Source organism: Lentzea sp. DG1S-22, from assembly GCF_036321065.1.
Taxonomy (GTDB): domain Bacteria; phylum Actinomycetota; class Actinomycetes; order Mycobacteriales; family Pseudonocardiaceae; genus Lentzea; species Lentzea jiangxiensis.
This window is the reverse complement of record NZ_CP143276.1, coordinates 5,471,050-5,492,212: the sequence shown is the minus strand read 5'-3', so window position 1 is coordinate 5,492,212 and position 21,163 is coordinate 5,471,050. Positions and strand designations below refer to the sequence as shown.

The following is a 21,163-nucleotide window of genomic DNA, read 5'->3' as shown; positions in this document are numbered from 1 at the left end:
GGTCTGGGGGATGACCCTCAGCTACTCCTCGGGCACGTCCACCGCCCCGTTGCTGGGCGACACGATCCACGCGAACCTCGCGGCCACGGTCGCGCGGTTCGGGGATCGCGAGGCACTTGTCGACAAGGCAACAGATCGACGGTGGACGTACGCGGAGCTCTCGGCCGAGGTCGACCGGGCCGCCGCCGGGCTGCACTCGCTCGGCGTGCGCAAGGGCGACCGGGTCGGGATCTGGGCGCCGAACTGCGCCGAGTGGGTCTTCGTGCAGTACGCGACCGCCCGGATCGGCGCGATCCTGGTCAACGTCAACCCGGCGTACCGCGTGCACGAGCTGGAGTACGTGCTGAACCAGGCCGGCATCCACACGCTGGTGTCGGCGCGGTCGTTCAAGACTTCGGACTACGCGGCCATGATCGCCGAGGTCCGGCCGCGCTGCGACGCGCTGAAGAACGTCGTCTTCACCGACGACCCGCGGTGGACCGGCGACGAGCTCCCGGACGTCGAGCTGGACCGCGACGACCCGATCAACATCCAGTACACGTCCGGCACCACGGGCTTCCCCAAGGGCGCGACGCTGTCGCACCACAACATCCTCAACAACGGCTACTTCGTCGGCGAGCTGATCGACTACACCGAGCACGACCGGATCTGCGTGGTGCCGCCGTTCTACCACTGCTTCGGCATGGTCATGGGCAACCTCGCGGCCACCAGCCACGGTGCGTGCGTCGTGATCCCCGCCCCGGCGTTCGACCCGGCGAAAACCCTTGCGGCGGTTCAGGAAGAGAAGTGCACGTCGCTCTACGGCGTGCCGACGATGTTCATCGCCATGCTCGACCTGGCCGACGGCTACGACCTGTCGTCGTTGCGCACCGGCATCATGGCGGGCTCGCCGTGCCCGGTCGAGGTGATGAAGCAGGTCGTCGACCGGATGGGCATGCGCGAGGTCTCGATCTGCTACGGCATGACCGAAACCTCCCCGGTGTCGACGCAAACGCGTGTCGACGACTCCCTCGACCGTCGTGTCGGGACGGTCGGCCGCGTCGGCCCGCACCTCGAGGTCAAGATCGTGGACCCCGGGACCGGCCTCACGGTCCCGCGCGGCGAGCCGGGGGAGCTGTGCACGCGCGGTTACTCGGTCATGCTCGGGTACTGGAACGAACCGGAGAAGACGGCCGAGGCGGTGGACGCCGCGGGCTGGATGCACACCGGCGACCTCGCGGTGATGGACGACGACGAGTACGTGAACATCACCGGCCGCATCAAGGACATGGTCATCCGCGGCGGCGAGAACATCTACCCGCGCGAAATCGAGGAGTTCCTCCACACGCACCCCGACGTGCTCGACGCCCAGGTGGTCGGGGTGCCCGACGCGAAGTACGGCGAGGAGCTCATGGCGTGGGTGCGCCTGCGCGAGGGCGCCGGGGAGCTGACCGCCGAGGCCGTGCGGGAGTTCTGCGCCGGCAAGCTCGCGCACTACAAGATCCCGCGGTACGTGCACGTGGTCGAGGACTTCCCGATGACGGTGACCGGCAAGATCCGCAAGGTGGAGATGCGGGCCAGGTCGGTGGAGCTGCTCGGCTTGGACGACAGCGCGGAGCACGCCTGACCGGACGGACCGTGATCGCCGCACTACGGGGTGATGAGGCGTAAAGACCCTGGTGGGCGGGGCTGCGCGGCGCGCGGCATCAGTGGTCCCCGTCGAAGGAGGCGAGCATGCTCACCGCCACCAGGACCACGACGATGCTGCCCGTCGAAGACCCCGAGCGCGCAGGCCGCTTCTACGCGGACGTGCTCGGTCTCGAGCCCATCACCACGACCCCGGACGGCACGCGGGTCTTCGCCCTCGGCCGGGGTGACGCGCGGGGCCTGATGCCCGCGGAGAAGGGTGCGCAGACCGGGCACACGGTGCCGGAGGGCCGGGGCGTGCGCTTCGAGGACTACGACCTGCCCGGCTTCGAGACGGTCGGCCACATCGCGGTGATGGGCGACGAGGCCCGGTAGCCCTCACGGGAGTTCGACGATCTCCTTGCCCAGCGGCACCAGCGAGACCTTCACCAGCTTGAAGTTCGCGATGCCGAGCGGGATGCCGATGATCGTCACGCACAGCGCGATGCCGGTGACGACGTGGCCGATCGCGAGCCAGATGCCGGCGACGACGATCCAGATGACGTTGCCGAGCAGCGACCCGGTGCCCGCCCCCGGCTTGTCCACGACCTCGCGGCCGAACGGCCAGAGCGCGTAGTTCGCGATCCGGAACGACGCGATGCCCCACGGGATCGTGATGATCAGGATGCAGCAGACCAGGCCGGCGACCGCGTACCCGACCGCCATCCAGAAACCGGCGAGCACCAGCCAGATCACGTTCAGGATGAGGCGCATGCGTCCATCTAAGCTCACATCATGAAGTGGGGTGTGATCGCAACCGGCGGTATCGCGCAGACCGTGACCGCCGACATGCTGAAAGTCGAGGGCGTCACGGTTCTCGCGGTGTCCTCCCGCGACGTCGCGAAGGCACGGGCGTTCGCCGACAGGTTCGGCGTCGAGCGCGCGTACGGGGACTACCGGGAGCTGCTCGCCGACCCGGACGTCGAGGTCGTCTACGTCGCCACCCCGCACGGCCGGCACCGCGAGGTCACCCTCGCCGCGCTCGACGCGGGCAAGCACGTGTTGTGCGAGAAGCCCATCGGCCTCTCCGTCGCGCAGGCCGAGGAGATGGTCGAACGGGCGCGCGCCCGCGGCCTCTTCCTCATGGAAGCCATGTGGACGCGGTTCAACCCGTTGATCCGCAGGGTCCACGACGCCGTCCGCGGCGGTGAGATCGGAGAGGTCCGGTCGCTGCGCGCGTCCTTCGGCTTCGCGCACCCCTTCGACGCGAACGACCGGCTCTGGGCGAAGGAGGCGGGCGGTGGCGCGATGCTCGACCTCGGCGTCTACCCCGTCGCCCTCGCGCACCTGCTGCTCGGCGTTCCCGAGCGGGTGCACGCCTGGGGCGGCGTGGCACCGTCCGATGTGGACTCCGACGTCGGCCTGCTGCTGGGCTACCCCGGTGGCGCGCACGCGTTGCTGAGCTGCTCGCTCGTCGCGAACCTCCGCTGCGAGGCGGAGGTCGTCGGCACCGGCGGCAGCATCCGGATCGCCGACCCGATGTTCAACGCCACCAGGGCGACGATCAACGGTGTCGAGCACACGATCGAGGACGAGGGCTACACGCACCAGATCCGCGCGGTCGAGCAGCACGTCGCCGCCGGCCTGACGGAGAGCCCGGCGATCACGTGGGAGAACACGCTGCAGATCATGCGCACGGTGGAGGAGGCGCTGCGCCAGCTCGGCGTCGCCTACGACACCGCCGGGTAGACCAGCGCCACGGTCGTCGCACCGGCCGCGAGGCCCAACGCCCACGCGGCCGGCGCGACGAGAACCTCCGGACACCTCACCCTGTTGCCATGTTATTGCAACAAGGGGTCAGGCGTCATGCGTCCATCGTCACTCTCGCCACCCGCACCACGGCGTCCATCGCGCTGTCCAGGTCCCCGCTCGGCATCAGCAGGTGGCTCAGGGCGAGCCGCACGGTCGTCTCGGCCGTGAGCCGCACGCGCCTGCCGGGGAAGTGCCCGCTGAGGTGCTGCTCGACGACCTCGGTGGCGTGGAAGAGGATCGGGTGGCCGCGGATCGTGATGAACGGCAGGAGGTCCTCGGCGTTCTGGCCGGTCAGCACCGCCGAGACGAGCCGGTCCTTCTCCGTCTGCTCGAAGGTGAAGCGGAACGCCGACCGCATCGCCTCCCACGGGTCGGGGTTCTCGCCGAGCCGGGTGGCGATCCCGGTCAGGTACTCCTCCGTCTTGTGGGCCGCGACGGCCTGCACGAGCCCTTCCTTGTTGCCGAACTCGTTGTAGACGGTCTGCCTGCTCACCCCCGCACGGCTGGCCACCTCGATCATGCGCAGCCCGTGGAACCCTCGTGCCGCCAGGAGGTCCGCGGCGGCGTCCAGCAGGAGCCCGGTGATGTCGCTCACGCGTTCACCTTTACACAAATACGGCTTTTGTAAAGACGTAGAGTCGGGTCCTGTGCCGTTCACCGTGGGTTTCGACCTGGACATGACCCTCATCGACCCGCGGCCGGGCATGGCCGCCGTGCTGAACGAGGTGGGTGCCCGCACCGGCCACGACCTCGACGGCGAGCACTTCGCGGCGAACCTCGGCCCGCCCCTCGACATGATCTACCGCGACATGGGCGTGCCCGAGGAGGAGATCCCGGACATGATCACGCTCTTCCGCGCGCTGTACCCGGAGGTCGTGATCCCCGCGACGGTCGCGCTGCCCGGAGCGTCCGCCGCGTTGCAGAGCGTCCGCGAGCTCGGCGGCCGGACGATGATCGTGACGGGCAAGTACCGCAAGAACGCCGCGCTGCACCTGCAAGCGCTCGGCTGGGAGGTCGACCACCTCTACGGCGAGCTGTGGTCGACGGGCAAGGCCGAGTCGCTGAAGCTGCACGGCGCCGCGATCTACGTGGGCGACCACGTCGGGGACATGCGGGGAGCCGAGGCGGCCGGGGCGCTGGGCGTCGGCGTCGTCACCGGGCCGTGCTCACGGGCGGAGCTGACCGGGGCGGGCGCCGCCGTCGTGCTGGAGGACCTGCGCGAGTTCCCGGACTGGCTCAGGACCTCTTCCGGCGTGACTTCCTGACCACCGCGATGATCCCGAGGCCCAGGCCGATCGCCGGCAGGTAGGTCGCGGCGACGTTCAGCCACACGGGCAGGTCGCTGTGGCCCGCGATGAACAGCACGAAGACCGCGACGATGGCCAGTACGCCGACGGCGAACAGGCCGATGGCCAGCGGCATCAGCTTCGGAGCGGTCATGCCGGCAGCGTAGTCGTGCTAACGGAGGTGCCTTCGGTCTGGTCTTCTGGCTACTCTGGTGGGACGCGTCCTGGGTACGCCCCGGGGCGCGTTCGTTGTGCGACAAGCTTGGGAATGGTGAGCGCGGTGCCGACCGGCAAGGTCAAGTGGTACGACACGGAGAAGGGCTTCGGGTTCGTCACCCAGGACGGTGGCGAGGACGTCTACGTCCGCAAGGCCGCCCTGCCTCCGGGTGTCACCGGTCTGAAAGCCGGCCAGCGCATCGAGTTCGGCATGGCGGAGGGCCGCCGCGGGCCGCAGGCGCTGTCCGTGCGCCTGATCGACCCCGCGCCGTCCGTCGTCGAGGCGCGCCGCCGTCCCGCGGAGGAGCTGCACGGCCTGATCGAGGACATGATCAAGCTGCTGGAGAACAAGGTCCAGCCCGACCTGCGCCGCGGCCGCTACCCGTCCGACAAGAAGAACATGAAGCTCATCGCCGAGGTCGTCCGGGCGGTGGCGCGGGACCTCGATCCGTAAAAGGATCGGCGTCATGTCTGACGCTGACAGGATCGTCGAGTTCGTCTACGAGGTCGGCCAGCTCAAACGCCTGCCCAGAGCGGGGTGGCTCTTCGCCGGGGTGCAGCACCCCGAGACGGTGGCCGCCCACTCGTTCCGGGTGGGCGTTCTGGCGTTCGCGATCGCCGTGCAGGAGGGCGCGAACCCCGACCGGGCGGCAACGCTGGGCCTCTTCCACGACGTGCCCGAGACGCGCCTCGGCGACATCCCGTACGTCGGCAAGCTCTACCTCGACGTGAAGGTGCCGCCGGAGGCCGTGGCGCGCGACCAGGTCCAGCACCTGCCCGCACCGCTCGCCGCGCACGTCGAGGCCCTCGTCGCCGAGCACGAGGCCGCCAAGGACCTCGACCACACGCCCGAGGCGCGCTGCTCGCGTGACGCGGACAAGCTCGAGCTGCTGGTGCAGGCCAGGGAGTACCAGGCGGCGGGGATCTCCAAGATGGAGCGCTTCATCCAGACCATGCAGGAGTCGGTGGTCACCGACACCGGCAGGGCGCTGATGGACTCCGCGCTCCGGATCGCGCCGACCGAGTGGTGGGAGGCCTTCGGCAGGCGGTAGGTGCCTAGCGGGTGATGTCGACGACCCACGAGCCGCGCATGAGCGGCTGGCCGGTCTCCAGCACCGCGCCGGCCGCCTCGTGCACCTCGATGCGCAGCAACTGGTCCGAGTCGTCCGGCACGGCCAGCGTGTAGGTGTAGTTCTCGCCCTTGCCGAGCAACGGCGAGGTGCAGCCCTCCTGGACCTTCGCGGCGTTCTCGTACACGCACACGACCTCCCAGAGGCCCTTCGCGAGCTGGCCGTCCACGGAGATCTGCACGACCTTGCCCGCCGGCACCTTCAGGCTGCCGGGCGCGTTCTTCTCGGCGCAGTTCGCACCCTCGACGTCGCAGTAGATCGTCGGCTCGATGCGAATGGTCTCGCCGTTCGCGTAGAACGTGACCTCCGGGTCGTGCCGCTGCAACGAGCACCCGGACAGCACGAGAACACTGGCAGCCATTACCGAAGCAAGTCGACGCACGTCAGCAGCCTACGGGGTCGCCGGCGAGGGCCGGCGGACGAGCCTGCCCAGCAGCAGGTGCAACGACGTGCCGTTGCGGTACATCCACGTCTGCGCCAGGCCCAGCGCGAGCAGCACGGACAGCACCGTGAAGCCGATCCAGAACGTCGCGGGCAGCAGCACGCCCAGCGCACCGCCGAAGACCCACGCGAGCTGCAGGATCGTCTCGGAACGCCCGAACGCCGACGCGCGCGACTCCTCCGGCAGGTCGTCCTGGATCACCGCGTCCAGGCTGATCTTGGCCAGCGACGACGCCGTGGCGCCCAGCAGGCCGACGATCGCGGCGGTGACCAGGCCGGGAAGGACGGCGGCGACGATCGTCGCGGCGAGGGCCGTGGCGACGCAGGCGATGACCACCTCGTCGGGCTTGCCGAAGTGCTGACGCGCGCCGATCGCGTTGCCGAGGAAGCTGCCGGCACCCGCCGCGCCGGCGATCACACCGAGCAGCAGCAGCTGCCGGACCGCGTCGCCCTCGGTCTGCGCGCGCACCACGAAGGCCGCGAACAGCGTCAGGAACCCGGTCAGCATGCGGATGGAACCGTTGCCCCACAACGAGACGGCGACGTGCCGGGAGATGCGCTGCTTCGCGGGCCTGGACGTCAGCGTCGCCGGGACCTCGCCCTCGGTCACCTCGACCCAGGACGGGATCTTCATGCACAGCCACGCGTTCACGCCGCAGAGCACCGCCGTGAACCACAGCGCGCCGGGGGAGCCGAACAGGTTCGCGAAGCCCGCCGCCAGCGCGCCGAACACCGCGCCCGAGGCGAGCCCGAACACCGTCATGCGGGCGTTGGTCTTGGACAGCGTGATCTCCGGCGGCAGCACGCGCGGCGTGATCGCGGACTTGAGCACGGTGAACGACTTGGACAGCACCATGCTGCCGAGCGCCGCCGGGTACAGCAGCCAGTTGTCGAAGTTCAGCGCCATCACGACCGACAGCCCGATCCGCAGCACGCACGACGAGGCCAGGGCGAGCCGGCGGCCGCGCTGGATCCGGTCGAGCAGCGGGCCGATCACCGGCGCGATCAGCGCGAACGGCGCGACGGTGATCAGCAGGTAGAGCGCGACCTTGGTCTTGGACTCGGCGCTCGCGGCCGAGAAGAACAGCGTGTTCGCCAGGGCCACGGCCATCGCGGCGTCGGCGGCGTAGTTCATCATCACCGCGTAGGTGACCGATGTCATGCCGGACTTGCCGGCGCCGTCGGCGCGGGCCGCGCGCCGGAACGCCGCGACCGCCCGCTGCGAGAGCTGCTTGCTGCGGAACCACGCGACGCGCGTGACCGTGAGCTTGCGCGGCGGTTTGGGCGTCGGGGTCGTCTGCTGGTCCTGGTTCGGCAGCGGACGGGTGTTCTGCGGGCCGCGCGGAGGCGGCTCGAACCCGTGCTCGGACGGCGCCCCGCGGCGCTCCCGCGGCCGGTACTCGTCGTCCTGCCACGGGTAGCGCTTCGGAGTTCCGTCGTCACTCCACCCGCGGTCGCCCGTCACACCGTCAATCCTGCCCCATGCCGTTGAACCTCACCCGGAAGATGGTGGGCCAGTTCTTGCCTGTGACCAGGAACTCGTCGGTCCCGGGGACGTGCGCGATGCCGTTGAGGACGTCCACGTCACCGGGCGGTTTGAGCGAGGAGAGGTCGTAGGTGCCGGTCACCCGGCCGGTGGACGGGTCGATGCGGACGACCTCGTCGGTCTTCCAGACGTTCGCCCAGACCTTGCCGCCGACGCACTCCAGCTCGTTGAGCTGGGACAGCGGCTTCCCGTCCCGCACGACCTGCACGCTTCCGGTCTCCCGGAACGTCTTCGGGTCGCGGAAGGTCAGCTCGGCCGTGCCGTCGCTCATGACCAGCCGCTGCCCGTCGTCGCAGATGCCCCAGCCCTCGCCCTCGTAGCTCACGCGGCGCAGCTCGTCCAGCGTCCGGCGGTCCCGTTCGATCGCGACGCCGTTGCGCCACGTGATCTGCCAGATGGTGTCGCCGACGACGGTGATGCCCTCGCCGAAGAAGTCAGGCGGCAGGTCGACCTTCTTCTGGACGTTGCCGCTCGACGGGTCGAGCGCGCGCATCGTCGACTGGCCCTCGAGTCCGGTGCCCTCGTAGAGGACGCCGTCGACGAGTTCCAACCCCTGGGTGAACGCCGAGGTGTCGTGCGGAATCTTTTGCAGGACTTCTACCTGCGGTTTTGTTTCCTGAGGCGTCGAGCAGGCGGCCAGGACCGCGACGATGACCAGCCAGACGGGTGAGCGCACGCAACGGAGGGTGGCACGAGTTTTCGTCCCGGCGAAGTCCTGCGGCACAATTCAGCTCGTGAACGCCACGCAACTGCTCGCCGACGCCGTTGACATCGCCCGTGCCGCAGCGCAGGACGAAGCCGGGTTGGACCGCGTCGGTGCTCATGTGGGGGTGTCCGCCGAGGACGAGTACTCGGTGACGCACCTCTTCGAAGCCGAGCACGCGGGTTACCGCGGCTGGAACTGGGCCGTGACCGTCGCCTACGCGGGCGAGGGCACCCCGGTCTCGGTCAGCGAGGTCGTGCTGCTGCCCGGCGAGGACGCCCTGGTCGCCCCGGAGTGGGTGCCGTGGAGCGAACGGGTCCGCGCCGGCGACCTCGGTGTCGGCGACCTGATGCCGCCCCGCGAGGACGACCCGCGCCTGGTCGAGGCGTACGTGCAGTCCGACGACCCCGCGGTCGAGGAGGTGGCGCTGGAGATCGGCCTCGGCCGCACCCGCGTCCTGTCCCGCGAGGGCCGTCTGGAAGCCGCGGAGCGCTGGGCGGCGTCGGACTTCGGGCCGCGTTCCGACATGGCCCGCAGCGCCCCCGCGCACTGCGGCACCTGCGGCTTCTACACCCGCGTGGCCGGTGCGTTCGGCGCGGCGTTCGGCGTGTGCGCGAACGAGATCGCGCCCGCGGACGGCCACGTCGTGCACGTCGAGTACGGCTGCGGCGCGCACTCGCAGGTCGAGGTCGACATCAGCCCGATGGTGCCGGTCGCCGACCTGGTCTACGACGACGCGCAGCTCGACGTTCTGGACGTCTCGGAGTGACCGACCCGTTCGGCACCGAGGCCCTGCGCACCTCGGTCCTCGCGGCGTGGCGCGGTTCGCCCACCCGGTTCCGCGAGGACGCGAACGCCGAGGAAGACCTCCGCCTGGGCGGCTACCGCGACCGGTTGCTGGTCGAGCTCGCGCAGAACGCCGCCGACGCGGCCGGTGCCGAGCCCGGTGTGCTGCGGATCACCCTCGTCGACGGGGAGCTGCGCGCGGCGAACACGGGCGCGCCCCTGACCGCCGCGGGCGTCGCCGCCCTGGCGTCGCTGCGGGCGTCCGCGAAGGAGTCCGGCGTCGGTCAGTTCGGTGTCGGCTTCGCGGCCGTGCTGGCCGTGTCCGACGCGCCGCGCGTGGTGTCGACGTCCGGTGGCGTCGAGTTCTCCGCCGACCGGACCCGCGCCGAGGTGCCGGAGCTGGCCTCCGAACGCGGCGGCGACGTGCCGGTGCTGCGCCTGGTGTGGCCCTGCGCCGAGGAGGTGCCCTCCGGTTTCACGACCGAGGTCCGCCTGCCGCTGAAGGTCGACCTGTCCCTGGACGACCTCGCCGCCGAGGTCCCCGACCTCCTGCTCGCGCTGCCGGGTCTGCGCCGGATCGAGATCGGCTCCCGGTCGTGGGAGCGCTTCGTCACCGCGGACGGCGTGGTCACCGTCGGCTCGGCGCGCTGGCTGGTCGAGCGCACCGTCGGCGAACTGCCCGGCGAGCTGGTCGCCGGCGTCGAACACCGTCCGCAGTGGACCGTCTCGTGGGCGTACCCGCTGGACGAGCCGCTGGGCGAGGACGTGCTGCACGCGCCGACCCCGACCGACGAACGCCTGTCGCTGCCGGCCCGCCTGATCGCCACGCTGCCGGTCGAGCCCTCGCGCCGCCGCATCCTGCCCGGCCCGGCCGCGTGGTCGGTGCTCGACGCCGCCGCGGCCGCCTACCCGGCCCTCGTCGCCCGCGTGCCCGCCGTCGAGCGGACCTCCCTGGTGCCGCTGCCCGGCTTCCCGCTGTCCGAAGTGGACGACCGCCTGCGCACCGCCGTGCTGCGCGCGCTGCGCGCCTCCGCCTGGCTGCCGCTCGCTTCCGGCGAGTGGATCGAGCCGGCCAGGGCCCGCGTCCTCGACGTCGGCTCCGAGGAGCTGGTCGACCTCGTCGAGGACGCGCTGCCGGGCTTGCTCGACGCCGAGCTGTCGGCTCCCGCGCACGCGAAGGCGTTGGCGGCCCTGGAAGTTCCGCGCGTGTCGACGGCCGAGGTCGTCGCGGCGCTCGCCGGCGTGTCCGGCGACCCCGGCTGGTGGCGCGACGTCTACGCCGCCTTCGAGCCGCTGGCCGAGGTGGACCCGGACGTCCGCGAGGCGCTGGCGTCGCTGCCCGTGCCGCTGGCCGACGGCCGCGTGGTCACCGGGCCGCGCACGACCCTGATCGCCGACGAGCCGCTGCCCGGCCTGCGCGTCGTGCACCCGGACGCGGTGCACCCGCTGCTGGTGCGCCTGGGCGCGGTCGAGGCCGGGGCCTCCGAACTGCTCGCCGATCCCTCGCTGCGCGAGAACGTGGCCCGGTCCGTGGAGGACGCCGAGGCCGGGCTGGACGGCGCCGATCTCGCCGGGACCGTGCTGCGGCTGGTCGACCTGGCCGGCGTGCGAGCCGGTGAGGAGCCGTGGCTCGGCGCGCTGGCGCTGCCGGACGCCTCCGGGGAGTGGCACCGGGCCGACGAGCTGCTGCTGCCGGACTCCGCGCTGGTCGGCGTTCTGGAGCCGGACGCGTTCCCGCTGCTGTCCAAGGAGGTCGCCGAGGCCTACCCGCGGTCCGCGCTGGTCGCGATCGGCGTGGTGGACGGGTTCTCCCTGGTGGTCGACGACGAGCCGGCGGGGCCCGACCACGACCTCGCCGACGAGTCCGCCTGGTGGTCCTCCGCCGTCGACGAGCCCCGGCGGGTGGTGGCCGTCCGGGACCTGGACCTGGTCGCCGACTGGCCCGCCGCGCTGAGGTTGCTGGCCGCCGACCCGGTCACCTGGCGCGCCGTCACCGAGCCGGACGGGTACACGGGCTGGTGGATCGCCCGCTACGCGTCCCTGGCCGGCCTGCCGCCGCGCTCCTTCCGGCTGCCCGGTGCCTCGGTGCTGGACGGGCTGTTCGACGTCGTGCCCGACGTCGAACTGCCGGAGCACGTGCTGCGAGCCGCCGGCGTCCGGTCGTCGTTGGAGATCCTCGACGACGACGACGCCGAGTTCGTGCTCGACCGGCTCGGCGACGCGGACCGCACCATCGCCGACGCCGTCGTGCTGCGGGCCTACGCGGCGCTGCCCGAGGGAGACTTCGCCCCGCCCGAGCGGGTTCGGGTGCTGAGCGGCGAGGTCGTGGCCGCGGACGACGTCGTGGTGCTCGACCACCCCTGGTTGCTGGGGGTCGTGCCCGCGTCCCGGGTGTTGCTGGCCGACGGGTCCGAGGAGCTGGCGGACCTGCTGGACCTGGCGCTGGCGTCGGAGGAGTTCGACGGGTCGCCGGACCACGTCGGTTCGGTGGTGGCCTGGGCTGATCTCGGAGCCGTCCGGATGGCCTGCGAGCTGCTCGAGGTCGCGCTGCCCGATGGGGTCGTGGTGGTGCACGACTCGCTGTTCGTGGACGGGCAGCGGGTCGAGTGGTGGATGGCTGACGGGGTTCCCCACGCCGCCGACACGCCTGAGGGGCTGGCCCGGGCCCTCGCCTGGGTGTGCGGGCGGTGGGGGGATCGGCACACGTTCGCGGCTTTGATCGGTGATCCGACCGCTGCGACGTTGCTGGGGTGAGCTTCGGGGGCCGGTTGCTGTCAGACCCCCTGAGTAGGTTGTGTTGCGAGGGGTCCTGAGAGTGGGGGGACGCCTGCGTCAGCGCGCGGTTTCGCTGGCGGCGGCTTCTGCGGGTGGTCGCTTTGCGGGCGGCCGGTTCCTGTTTGGTGGTTCCCCTGGGGGCTCTGCCCCCAGACCCCCGGCAATCTGATCAGGGGACCCGCGCCGTTGGCGGGTTGATGGCACGCCTGTTGTGTTGAGCGGCTGCCGGACGCTCCTATAGATGTCAAGCGGCGAGTGTGAGGTCTTTCATGATCGCTGTGTGGGCTTCGCGGAGGATGTAGCGCTTGAGGCAGCGGATGATGTCGCGTTTGGTGAGGCCTTGTTCGGTGCGTCGTTGCAGGTAGGCCTGGGTGCGTGGGCAGTAGCGCAGGCGGACGACGGCGACGATGTGCAGGGCTCGGTTGGCTTGGCGTTCGCCGCCTTTGTTGAGGCGGTGCCGGTCGGTGCGTCCGGATGAGGCGGGTAGTGGTGCGACGCCGCAGAGTTTGGCGAAGGAGGCTTCGCTGTGCAGGCGTTCGGGGTTGTCGCCGGCGGTGACGAGGAGTTGCCCTGCGACGTCTGTGCCGATGCCGAGTAGGTCGACCAGGGTCGGTGCGGTGGCCGCGACCAGGTGGTCGAGGTGTTTGTCGAGCTGGTTGATCTGCTGGTTGAGGGTGATGATCCGTTCGGCGATCGCTCGTAGGGCGAGCATCGTGCCGTGGGTGGGGTCTGCCAGTTGGGTGAGGTCGGGGTTCAGCGCGGCGCAGGCGGTGAGTAGTGCTTTGCGTTGCTTGTCGCGTAAGGCTTCGCGGAGTGCGGCGGGTGCGGTGGTGATCAGGTTGCTGAGTTCGTTGAGGGCGGCGGTGCGGGCTTTGACCGCGCCGCCGCGGACGATGCGCAGGGCGCGGATGGACTCGACTGGTCCGCTGGCTGTTTTGGGGGTGGCGGTGCTGTTGCCGGACAGAGCGGTGCGGGCGGCGTTGATCGCGTCGAGGACGTCGGATTTGCCGTGACTGCGGCGTGTTCTCCGGTTGGGCCGGGAGACTTCACGGACCGTGATGTTGTTGTGGCGCAGCAGGGTGGCGAGTTGTTTGCCGTAGGAGCCGGTGCCTTCGACGCCGGCTGCGTTGACCGGGCCGAAGCCAGTCAGCCAGCCGAGTAGTTGTGCGCAGCCCTCGGGGGGCGGGGAATTCGGCGTCGCCGAGGACCTGGCCGAGGTGGTCGAGTGCGGCGGCGTGGTGGGTGTCGGTGTGGGTGTCGACTCCGCCGTAGACCTGGATGTGGGCAGGGGGGTGTGGGTCGGGCATCCTGAAGACCGCCGTCCTTGCTCGCTGGAACGTGGTGGGACGGCACGCGCCGGGCTGGGCGGGATGGACAGAACAGAGATGGGTCCTGTGGCGACAGGCTCCTATCAGGTCACTTCCGCCCGCCTGGTGACGTGCAGCGGGACCGCCTGGATCGGACGACAGATCCGGCGAAGGACACCACGGTCAGTTGCGTTGAGGGTCAGACCAGCCCAAGCGATCCCGTCACAGCATCCTCTCTGTTGCGTTGGTGCTTGCGTTGGCGGTGGGGTCCCACCGCCGGAAGCGTCTGCTCAGGACGGCTCGCCTTTGGCGTCGCGCGTGAGGCGGCTTGCCTTCGGCATCGCGCGTGGGAGGGCGGCGTCGCGCGCGGCTAGCCGGCTAACTCCGCCCGTTCCTGCGGCGCCGGCCCCGCCTCGCTCTGCTTCCTGCGGCGCAGGCGGGGTTTCCCGATGTCCCCGCGCCTCATCAGGATGATCCACGCGGTGATCGTCACGACCATCGACACCGCTCCGCCGATGATGATCGGGGCTCGGCCGTTGATCTCGCCCAGCCAGCCCATCAGCGGGCCGCCCACCGGGTTGCCGCCCAGGAAGACCAGCATGTAGATGCCCATGACCCGGCCGCGCATCTCTGGTTCCACCGCCAGTTGGATGGTGGCGTTGGCGGTCGTGGTGAACGTCATCATCGCCACGCCCACCGGGATCATCATCAGGCCCGTGAGCAGCATTGTCGGCATCAGGCCGGAGATGATCTCCAGCAGGCCGAAGACGATGCCGGAGGCGATGAAGACGGTCATGCGCGGTGTCTTGCGGCGTGCTGCCAGCGTTGCGCCGGCGAGGGTTCCCACGGCGATCAACGTGGAGAGGAGGCCGTAGGCGTCTGCGTCGCCGCCGAAGACGTTGCGGGCCATGATCGCGAGGGTCATGTAGAAGTTCATGCCGAAGGTGGCGATGAAGAACACCAGCAGCATGACGGTCAGGAGGTCCGGGCGGCCTCGTACGTAGCGCAGGCCGGAGAGCAGCTGGCCCTTCTCGCGCGGTACCGGGTCCGAGCGCAGCAGCTGGGACGTGCGCATCAGCCAGATGCCGCCCACCACGCCGACGAAGCTGATGGCGTTGGCCAGGAAGACCCAGCCCGTGCCGATGGCCACGATGGTCACGCCCGCGATGGCCGGGCCGATGATGCGGGCCAGGTTGAACATCATCGAGTTGATCGCGACGGCGTTGGTCAGGGAGTCGCGGCCGACCATCTCGACGACGAACGACTGGCGCACCGGGGTTTCCACCGCCGAGAAGGCGCCCAGCAGCAGGCAGAGCAGGTAGACGTGCCACAGCTCCACGACGCCGGTGACGTCCAGCAGGCCCAGTGCCAGGGCGCAGAGGCCCAGGGCCGATTCCAGCCAGAGCAGGAGTTTGCGCTTGTCCATGCGGTCGGCGAGGACGCCGCCCCACATCGAGAGCAGCAGGACCGGGAGGAACTGGAGCGAGGCCGCGATGCCCAGGGCCATGGGGGAGCCGTTGGAGAGCTCCAGGACCAGCCAGTCCTGGGCCACGCGCTGCATCCAGACACCGACGAGCGAGATGATCTGACCGGAGGCGTAGAGGCGGTAGTTGTAAATGCCCAACGATCCGAACATCCGGGTAGGGCGAGGTGGCGAACCGTCCGCTCCACCACCCGCGTAACCCGACACGTCCTTACTGCCCCGCCATCCTGTCGATGATCTCTGCGGCCCGCGCGAGCAGCTCCCGTTCTTCGGGGTCCAGCTCGGCCAGCCTCTTGTCCAGCCACGCTTCGCGCGCTGTGATCTCGTCCTGCAGGTACGACAAGCCTTCACCGGTCAGCTCGACGATCGCTTGACGGCCGTCGGTGGGGTGCGGGCGCCTCGTCGCGAAGCCGAAGTCCTCCAAGGCCGCTATCACGCGCGTCATGGACGGCGGTTGCACGCCTTCCTTCGCCGCCAGTTCGCCCGGGGTCAGGGGGCCGCACTTGTGCAGCGTGGACAGCGCTGACACCTGCGTGAGCGACACCGCCGAGTTGGTGCGCTGTGCTCGCAGGCGGCGGTTGAGGCGAACGACGGCAAGCCTCAGCCTGCTCGCCAGTCCGTGCTGATCGGTCGCCACGTAGTTAGCATACCTCACGAAATAGTTTCCTGCCGAAAGGTCAGGCCAGCAGGCCCTGGATCGGTCCCAGCGAGAAGTAGACGACGAAAGCGGCCGCCACGACCCACATGAGCGCGTGGACTTCGCGGGCCTTGCCGGTCAGGGCCTTGAGCAGCACGTAGCTGACGAAGCCCGCGCCGATGCCGTTCGCGATCGAGTAGGTGAACGGCATGACCACGATGGTCAGGAACGCGGGCAGGGCGATGGTGAAGTCGGTGAAGTCGATCTCGCGGATCTGCATCATCATCAGCGCGCCGACGATCACCAGCGCGGGGGCGGCGGCCTCGATCGGGACGACCTCGTAGAGCGGGGTGAAGAACATCGCCAGCAGGAACAGGGCGCCCGTCACGACGTTGGCGAGGCCCGTCCTCGCGCCCTCGGCGATGCCGGAGGCCGACTCGATGTAGACGGTGTTCGACGAGCTGGAGGCCGCGCCGCCCGCGACAGCGCCCAGGCCGTCGACGAACAGGGCCTTGCTCACGTTGGGGAGCTGGCCGTCCTCCTTGATCAGGTCCGCTTCCTTGCCGAGGCCGGTCATGGTGCCGACGGTGTCGAAGAAGTCGGTGAGCACGAGCGTGAAGACGATCAGCGCCGCGGCCAGGGCCGGGAGCCTCGTCCAGGCGCCGAACGACACGTCGCCGAGCAGGGAGAGGTCAGGGACGCCGAAGACCTGGTCGGGGAGCGCGGGGTAGCCGAGGTTCCAGCCCTTGGCGTTGACGCCGGCGGACGGGCCCGCCTTCACGATCGCCTCCAGGACGATCGCGAAGATCGCCGTGGCGACGATGCCGATGAGGATCGCGCCCTTGACCCTGCGCGCGAACAGCACGCCGGTGACCACGAGCCCGACGACGAAGACGAGGGTCGGCCAGCTCGCGATCGAGCCGTTGATGCCGAGGCCGACCGGCACGGTGGTGTTGGCGGCGTCGGGCAGGCGGCGGACGAAACCGGCGTCGACCAGGCCGATGAACGTGATGAAGAGGCCGATGCCGACGGCGATCGCCGCCTTCAGCTCGTTCGGGACGGCGTTGAACACCGCGGTCCGCACGCCCGTGACGACCAGCAGCAGCACGACGAGGCCGTTGACCAGGACGAGGCCCATCGCCTCCGGCCAGGAGACCTTGGCCGCCACGGAGACCGCGACGAACGAGTTGATGCCGAGGCCGGTGGCCAGCGCGAACGGGTAGTTCGCGATCAGTCCGAAGAGGATGGTCATCACACCGGCGACCAGCGCCGTCACGGCGGCGACCTGGCCGACCGGGAGGATGTTGCCGAGCACGTCCGGGTGCGCTCCGGGACCCGTCGGCGCGAAGCTGCCGATGATCAGCGGGTTCAGCACGACGATGTACGCCATCGTGAAGAAGGTCACGACACCGCCGCGCACTTCGCGCGCCACGGTCGATCCGCGCTCGGAAATCTTGAAGAACCCGTCCAGCATCTGGTCTCCTAACGATGTGTCCGAACGCGACTCCACCCTGCCGCACCCGCCGCCGTTGCCGCACAGGCTGGCTGACCCCGTGCCGGTGGTGCTGGGTGGAACCGCGCTGTGGTTCCTCGGGTTCCTGGTCGTCCTGGTCGTCGACCGCTCGAACGGCACGTTGCTCTGGACGACGCTGTCCGGCGGTCTGCTCGGGATCATCGGTTACGGAGTCTTCTACTGGCAACGTCGCGCGGCGAGGCGAGGGTCACGCACGGCCCAGCAGGGTCTCGACAGCGCGTAGCCGCACATGATCCTGGCAACCGACTGGGTCCGGCTCCTGATCGTCTGCGTCGTCTTCACGTCGGCCGCGTGCGCGATCGCCTGGTTCACCGGTCTCACCAAGCCCCAGCCGTTCCTCAAGGCCGCCGTCAGGGCCGTGCTGCAGCTGGCGGCCGTCTCCGCGGTGATCACCGTCGTCCTCACGCACCTGAGCCTCACCGGGGTGTTCCTCGTCGTCATGGCGGTGGTGGCGACGGCGACGTCGGCCCGCCGCACCAGGACCGGCCGCCGGGGTGTCTGGGTGGCGGCGGCGATCCTCGTCGGCACCGTTCCCGCGCTCGTGCTGCTCATCGCGATCGGGCTGCTGCCGGTCAAGGGCATCGCGCTGATCCCGGTCGGCGGCATCCTGATCGGCGGCGCCATGACCGCCACGACGCTGTCGGCGCGTCGGGCCCTCGACGCCCTCCAGGAGCGGCACGGCGAGTACGAGGCGGCGCTCGCGCTGGGCTTCATGGAGTCCACGGCGGTGCGCCTGGTCATCCGGCAGCCCGCCGCCGAGGCGCTCGTGCCGCCGCTCGACCAGACCAGGACCGTCGGCCTGGTCACCCTCCCGGGTGCTTTTGTCGGCATGCTGCTGGGTGGGGCGCCCGTCTGGCAGGCCGGCGCCCTGCAGATCGTGGTGCTCCTCGCGTTGCTGGCCGTCGAAGCCGCCGCCGTCTCGACCGTCGTCGAGCTGATCGCGAGAGGACTGATCAGGAGGCCTTCCCAAGAAGGCGAAGTTAGGCTAACCTAAGTCTCGTCGCTTCGTGGTGGGAGCGGCAGTCAGTTCGGGAACGGACGAGGCCCCCCGCTCTGGGCAGAGCGGGGGGCCTCGTCGTGTCCGGCAGGGACGCTTGTCGGAGCATCCACCGCCGAAGCGTCAGGGCAGCAGCAGGCCGTTCCGGCCCGTGCGCGCCGCCTCGAAGCGGGCGGAGACGTCCTCCCAGTTGACGACGTTCCACAGCGCCGAGATGTAGTCGGCCTTCAGGTTGCGGTACTGCAGGTAGTACGCGTGCTCCCAGATGTCGAACGCGAGCAGCGGCGTGACCGCGATCGACAGGTTCGAGTGGTGGTCCTTGAGCTGCAAGGTGATCAGCTTCCGGGCAATCGGCTCCCACGCGAGGACGCCCCAGCCCGAGCCCTGGATCGACGACGCGGCGGCACCCAGCTGACCGCGGAACCTGTCGAACGAGCCGAAGTGCTCGTCGATCGCGGCGGCGAGCTCGCCGACCGGCTTGTCGCCGCCGTCGGGTGAGAGGTTCTTCCACCACACCTGGTGCAGCGCGTGGCCCGCGAGGTGGAACGCCAGCGTGGTCTCGAGTCCGACGATGGAGCCGAAGGCCTCCTTGTCGCGGGCTTCCTCGATCTGCTCCAGCGTGTCGTTCGCGCCCTTCACGTAGGCGGCGTGGTGCTTGCCGTGGTGCAGCTCGTTGATCTCGCCGATGATCGCCGGCTCGAGGTCGCCGTAGTCGTAGTCGAGATCCGGCAGCACGTACTGGGCCATGACGTCTCCCCAATTGCAATCTCTTGGTTCTTGCAACTTACTAGCAACAACGCCGGTTAACCAGTTGCGGAGACCCGTACGGTCGTAAGCGTGTCCGTGCTGACAGCAAGGAACGTTTCGCTGTCGTTCGGTCCGAGGACCGTGATCTCGGAGGTCGATTTCGATGTTTCGCCTGGTGACCGCGTCGGTCTGATCGCGCCCAACGGCGTCGGCAAGTCCACGTTGCTCCGCCTGCTCTCCGGTGAGCTGCGACCCGAGTCCGGGTCCGTCTCGGCCACCGGGACCGTCGCGCACCTGACGCAGGAGACCCTCCACCTCGGCGGGGAGTCGTTGCGCGACCACCTCGCCCGCCGCACGGGCGTCGCGGAGGCCGAGCAGCGGCTGCAACGCGAAGCCGAGGCGTTGGCCGTCGGCGGTGGTGAGGACTACTCGAACGCGCTCGACCACTGGACCGCCATCGGTGCCGGTGACTTCGACGAACGCGCGAACGCCGTCTGCGACCGCCTCGGCCTGCCCGCGGACCTCCTCGACGGCCGTGCGCCCGACGAGCTGTCCGGTGGCCAGCAGGCCCGGCTCCGGCTCGCCGCGGTGCTGCTGACGCGCGCGGAGGTGCTGCTGCTCGACGAACCGACCAACGACCTCGACACCGCCGGTCTCGACCTGCTGGAGTCCCACGTGCGGGGCTACCGGGGCGCGGTCGTGCTGGTCAGCCACGACCGGGAGTTCCTGGCGCGCACCACGACCGCGATCGCCGAGCTCGACGAGTTCTCGCACCGCCTCACCGTGTTCGGCGGCGGCTGGGACGCCTACGTCGAGGAGAAGGCGAACGCGGAACGGCGTGCGCAGGAGGAGTACGACTCCTACGCGGCCAAGCGCGACTCGTTGGTGCAGCGCGGCCGGCAGGTCGGGGAGTGGTCGAGGCAGGGCGTGCGGCGGGCCACGGGCGCGAAGGCGCGCAGGGACGAGCCGGACAAGAACGTCCGCGCCGGCCGGGCGCGGTCGGCCGAGAACCTCGCGGCGAAGTCGTCCCTCGTGGACCGTCAGCTGGCGAGGCTCGAGGAGGTCGAGGAGCCGCGCGAGGCGTGGCGGCTGCGGTTCACCCTGCCGTCGGCCGGACGGGGCAGCTCCACCGCGTTCACGTTGCGGCAGGCGGTCGTCCGCCGTGGCGACGTGACGCTCGGGCCGGTCGACCTCACGATCGGCGCGGGCGAGCGGTGGCGGATCACCGGGCCGAACGGGTCGGGCAAGTCGACGTTGCTCGGCGCGCTGCTCGGCCGGATCCCGCTGCTCTCCGGCGACCGCTCGATCGGGCCCGGCGTGGTGGTCGGCGAGGTCGACCAGCTCAGGAGCGAGTTCGCGAGCGACTGCCCGGCGTTGCGGATCGTGGCGGACGCGACAGGGCTGCCGGACGTCGAGGTGCGCACGTTGCTCGCGAAGTTCCGGCTCGGCGCGGACGCCGTGCTGCGCCCGGCGCGGGAGCTGTCACCGGGCGAACGCACCCGCGCGGGCTTGGCGTTGCTGCAAGCCCGCGGCACGACCTGCCTGGTGCTCGACGAACCGACGAACCACCTCGACCTGCCGGCGATCGAGCAGCTGGAACAGGCGCTCGACACGTACGGGGGAACGTTGCTGCTGGTCACGCACGACCGGCGGCTGGCTTCGGCCGTGCGGGTGGATCACGAGACCGACGTCCGCGACCTTCTCACGTTTCCGCGTGTGAAGGGTGGAAGATATGGGTCATGACCACCGAGGAGGACTGGCCGGTCGAACAGACCTGGTCGATGCGCAACACCCACTGGCACGCCTACGTGGAGCACACGTCGCTCGACCACGCCTCCCCTCGGCAGGTTCGGCTCGAACGCACCCCCGAGGAAGTGCTGACGTCGCCGGCCGAGGTCGCCGCGTGGCTGGAGGTCAACCTCCGCAGCGCGACCAGGCCGGAGGAGACGGGGAAGAAGCGCGTGAAGGACGAGCGCGACTTCACGGACTCGAACCGGGTGCACGCCTCGCTGGCGTCACGCGGTGAGTCGATCTACACGGGGGTGAAGGGCGAGCTCACGCTGGCCGTCGAGGCCGTGACCCCGGACGAGTGCCGCATCTCCCACGACGGCGCGGACGTGGCGCCCCTGAAGGCTGGACGCCGCCGCTAGGTTCGGTC

23 protein-coding genes are annotated in these 21,163 nt (G+C 70.2%); 12 read left to right on the top strand and 11 right to left on the bottom strand.

The features are described from left to right. Positions 1 to 10: 10 nt before the first annotated feature. On the top strand, positions 11 to 1,606 hold the full coding sequence (locus V1227_RS25475; protein WP_329788006.1) for an AMP-binding protein: 1,596 nt from the start codon (positions 11 to 13) through the stop codon (positions 1,604 to 1,606). Positions 1,607 to 1,713: 107 nt separating this feature from the next. Further along, a complete protein-coding gene (locus V1227_RS25470; protein WP_329788005.1) occupies positions 1,714 to 2,001 on the top strand; it encodes a VOC family protein in 288 nt (95 codons plus the stop codon). Between the two features lie 3 nt (positions 2,002 to 2,004). On the opposite strand, the gene V1227_RS25465 is transcribed toward V1227_RS25470, so the two are convergent. Further along, a complete protein-coding gene (locus V1227_RS25465) occupies positions 2,005 to 2,379 on the bottom strand; it encodes a YccF domain-containing protein (RefSeq protein WP_236220608.1) in 375 nt (124 codons plus the stop codon). Between the two features lie 21 nt (positions 2,380 to 2,400). Here V1227_RS25465 and V1227_RS25460 point away from each other — a divergent pair, with 21 nt between their 5' ends. Then, entirely contained in the window at positions 2,401 to 3,354 is a 954-nt protein-coding gene (locus V1227_RS25460; protein WP_329788004.1) for a Gfo/Idh/MocA family protein, read from the top strand. A gap of 115 nt (positions 3,355 to 3,469) precedes the next feature. Here V1227_RS25460 and V1227_RS25455 read toward each other — a convergent pair whose 3' ends face one another. Continuing rightward, positions 3,470 to 4,012 carry a TetR/AcrR family transcriptional regulator gene (locus V1227_RS25455; RefSeq protein ID WP_329788003.1) on the bottom strand — a complete coding sequence of 181 codons (543 nt, stop codon included), beginning with the start codon at positions 4,010 to 4,012 and terminating at the stop codon, positions 3,470 to 3,472. Positions 4,013 to 4,064: 52 nt separating this feature from the next. Here V1227_RS25455 and V1227_RS25450 point away from each other — a divergent pair, with 52 nt between their 5' ends. Then, positions 4,065 to 4,682 (top strand): HAD family hydrolase, encoded by a 618-nt coding sequence (locus V1227_RS25450; RefSeq protein ID WP_329788002.1) that lies wholly within the window; start codon positions 4,065 to 4,067, stop codon positions 4,680 to 4,682. Here the strand turns inward: V1227_RS25450 and V1227_RS25445 are convergent. Beyond that, positions 4,654 to 4,857, bottom strand: coding sequence for a hypothetical protein (locus V1227_RS25445; RefSeq protein WP_329788001.1), 204 nt, complete (start codon positions 4,855 to 4,857; stop codon positions 4,654 to 4,656). The genes V1227_RS25450 and V1227_RS25445 overlap by 29 nt on opposite strands. Positions 4,858 to 4,983: 126 nt before the next feature. Here V1227_RS25445 and V1227_RS25440 point away from each other — a divergent pair, with 126 nt between their 5' ends. Further along, entirely contained in the window at positions 4,984 to 5,373 is a 390-nt protein-coding gene (locus V1227_RS25440; protein WP_329794108.1) for a cold-shock protein, read from the top strand. Between the two features lie 13 nt (positions 5,374 to 5,386). Then, positions 5,387 to 5,971, top strand: coding sequence for an HD domain-containing protein (locus V1227_RS25435; RefSeq protein WP_329788000.1), 585 nt, complete (start codon positions 5,387 to 5,389; stop codon positions 5,969 to 5,971). A 4-nt stretch (positions 5,972 to 5,975) separates the two neighbouring features. Here the strand turns inward: V1227_RS25435 and V1227_RS25430 are convergent, their stop codons facing one another. The 3 genes from V1227_RS25430 to V1227_RS25420 are packed head-to-tail and all read right to left on the bottom strand — an operon-like array spanning position 5,976 to position 8,712. Further along, a complete protein-coding gene (locus tag V1227_RS25430) occupies positions 5,976 to 6,410 on the bottom strand; it encodes a DUF2771 family protein (protein ID WP_329787999.1) in 435 nt (144 codons plus the stop codon). Positions 6,411 to 6,440: 30 nt separating this feature from the next. Beyond that, positions 6,441 to 7,955: an MFS transporter gene (locus V1227_RS25425; RefSeq protein ID WP_329787998.1), complete on the bottom strand. Its 1,515-nt coding sequence runs from the start codon at positions 7,953 to 7,955 to the stop codon at positions 6,441 to 6,443. A gap of 4 nt (positions 7,956 to 7,959) precedes the next feature. Then, the gene (locus tag V1227_RS25420) at positions 7,960 to 8,712 is read right to left on the bottom strand and encodes a glutaminyl-peptide cyclotransferase (RefSeq protein ID WP_442916361.1); all 753 of its coding nucleotides are present in this window, start codon (positions 8,710 to 8,712) and stop codon (positions 7,960 to 7,962) included. Between the two features lie 58 nt (positions 8,713 to 8,770). Here V1227_RS25420 and V1227_RS25415 point away from each other — a divergent pair, with 58 nt between their 5' ends. Together V1227_RS25415 and V1227_RS25410 are read left to right on the top strand one after the other, a co-directional pair. Next, entirely contained in the window at positions 8,771 to 9,508 is a 738-nt protein-coding gene (locus V1227_RS25415) for a DUF3027 domain-containing protein (protein ID WP_329787997.1), read from the top strand. Then, the gene (locus V1227_RS25410) at positions 9,505 to 12,279 is read left to right on the top strand and encodes a sacsin N-terminal ATP-binding-like domain-containing protein (RefSeq protein ID WP_329787996.1); all 2,775 of its coding nucleotides are present in this window, start codon (positions 9,505 to 9,507) and stop codon (positions 12,277 to 12,279) included. The genes V1227_RS25415 and V1227_RS25410 overlap by 4 nt, the downstream gene beginning before the upstream one ends. Positions 12,280 to 12,544: 265 nt before the next feature. Here V1227_RS25410 and V1227_RS25405 read toward each other — a convergent pair whose 3' ends face one another. The 4 genes from V1227_RS25405 to V1227_RS25390 all read right to left on the bottom strand — a co-directional run bounded on the left by V1227_RS25405 (position 12,545) and on the right by V1227_RS25390 (position 17,201). Then, positions 12,545 to 13,450: a transposase gene (locus tag V1227_RS25405; RefSeq protein WP_329794106.1), complete on the bottom strand. Its 906-nt coding sequence runs from the start codon at positions 13,448 to 13,450 to the stop codon at positions 12,545 to 12,547. Positions 13,451 to 13,977: 527 nt separating this feature from the next. After that, the gene (locus V1227_RS25400) at positions 13,978 to 15,243 is read right to left on the bottom strand and encodes an MFS transporter (protein WP_329787995.1); all 1,266 of its coding nucleotides are present in this window, start codon (positions 15,241 to 15,243) and stop codon (positions 13,978 to 13,980) included. Between the two features lie 58 nt (positions 15,244 to 15,301). Then, entirely contained in the window at positions 15,302 to 15,727 is a 426-nt protein-coding gene (locus V1227_RS25395) for a MarR family winged helix-turn-helix transcriptional regulator (protein ID WP_329787994.1), read from the bottom strand. 40 nt (positions 15,728 to 15,767) lie between these two features. Then, the gene (locus V1227_RS25390) at positions 15,768 to 17,201 is read right to left on the bottom strand and encodes an NCS2 family permease (protein WP_329787993.1); all 1,434 of its coding nucleotides are present in this window, start codon (positions 17,199 to 17,201) and stop codon (positions 15,768 to 15,770) included. Positions 17,202 to 17,217: 16 nt separating this feature from the next. On the opposite strand from V1227_RS25390, the gene V1227_RS25385 reads away from it, so the two are divergent. Together V1227_RS25385 and V1227_RS25380 are read left to right on the top strand one after the other, a co-directional pair. Continuing rightward, the gene (locus tag V1227_RS25385; RefSeq protein WP_329787992.1) at positions 17,218 to 17,484 is read left to right on the top strand and encodes a DUF2530 domain-containing protein; all 267 of its coding nucleotides are present in this window, start codon (positions 17,218 to 17,220) and stop codon (positions 17,482 to 17,484) included. 6 nt (positions 17,485 to 17,490) lie between these two features. Beyond that, positions 17,491 to 18,255: an ABC transporter permease gene (locus V1227_RS25380; protein ID WP_329787991.1), complete on the top strand. Its 765-nt coding sequence runs from the start codon at positions 17,491 to 17,493 to the stop codon at positions 18,253 to 18,255. 126 nt (positions 18,256 to 18,381) lie between these two features. On the opposite strand, the gene V1227_RS25375 is transcribed toward V1227_RS25380, so the two are convergent. Further along, positions 18,382 to 19,005 (bottom strand): superoxide dismutase, encoded by a 624-nt coding sequence (locus V1227_RS25375; RefSeq protein WP_329787990.1) that lies wholly within the window; start codon positions 19,003 to 19,005, stop codon positions 18,382 to 18,384. Between the two features lie 90 nt (positions 19,006 to 19,095). On the opposite strand from V1227_RS25375, the gene V1227_RS25370 reads away from it, so the two are divergent. Both V1227_RS25370 and V1227_RS25365 read left to right on the top strand, forming a co-directional pair. Then, complete coding sequence (locus V1227_RS25370) at positions 19,096 to 20,748, top strand: ABC-F family ATP-binding cassette domain-containing protein (protein ID WP_329787989.1); 1,653 nt, start codon at positions 19,096 to 19,098, stop codon at positions 20,746 to 20,748. Then, positions 20,745 to 21,155, top strand: a complete 411-nt coding sequence (locus tag V1227_RS25365) for a hypothetical protein (RefSeq protein ID WP_030467775.1) — start codon at positions 20,745 to 20,747, stop codon at positions 21,153 to 21,155. The genes V1227_RS25370 and V1227_RS25365 overlap by 4 nt, the downstream gene beginning before the upstream one ends. Positions 21,156 to 21,163 lie beyond the last annotated feature (8 nt).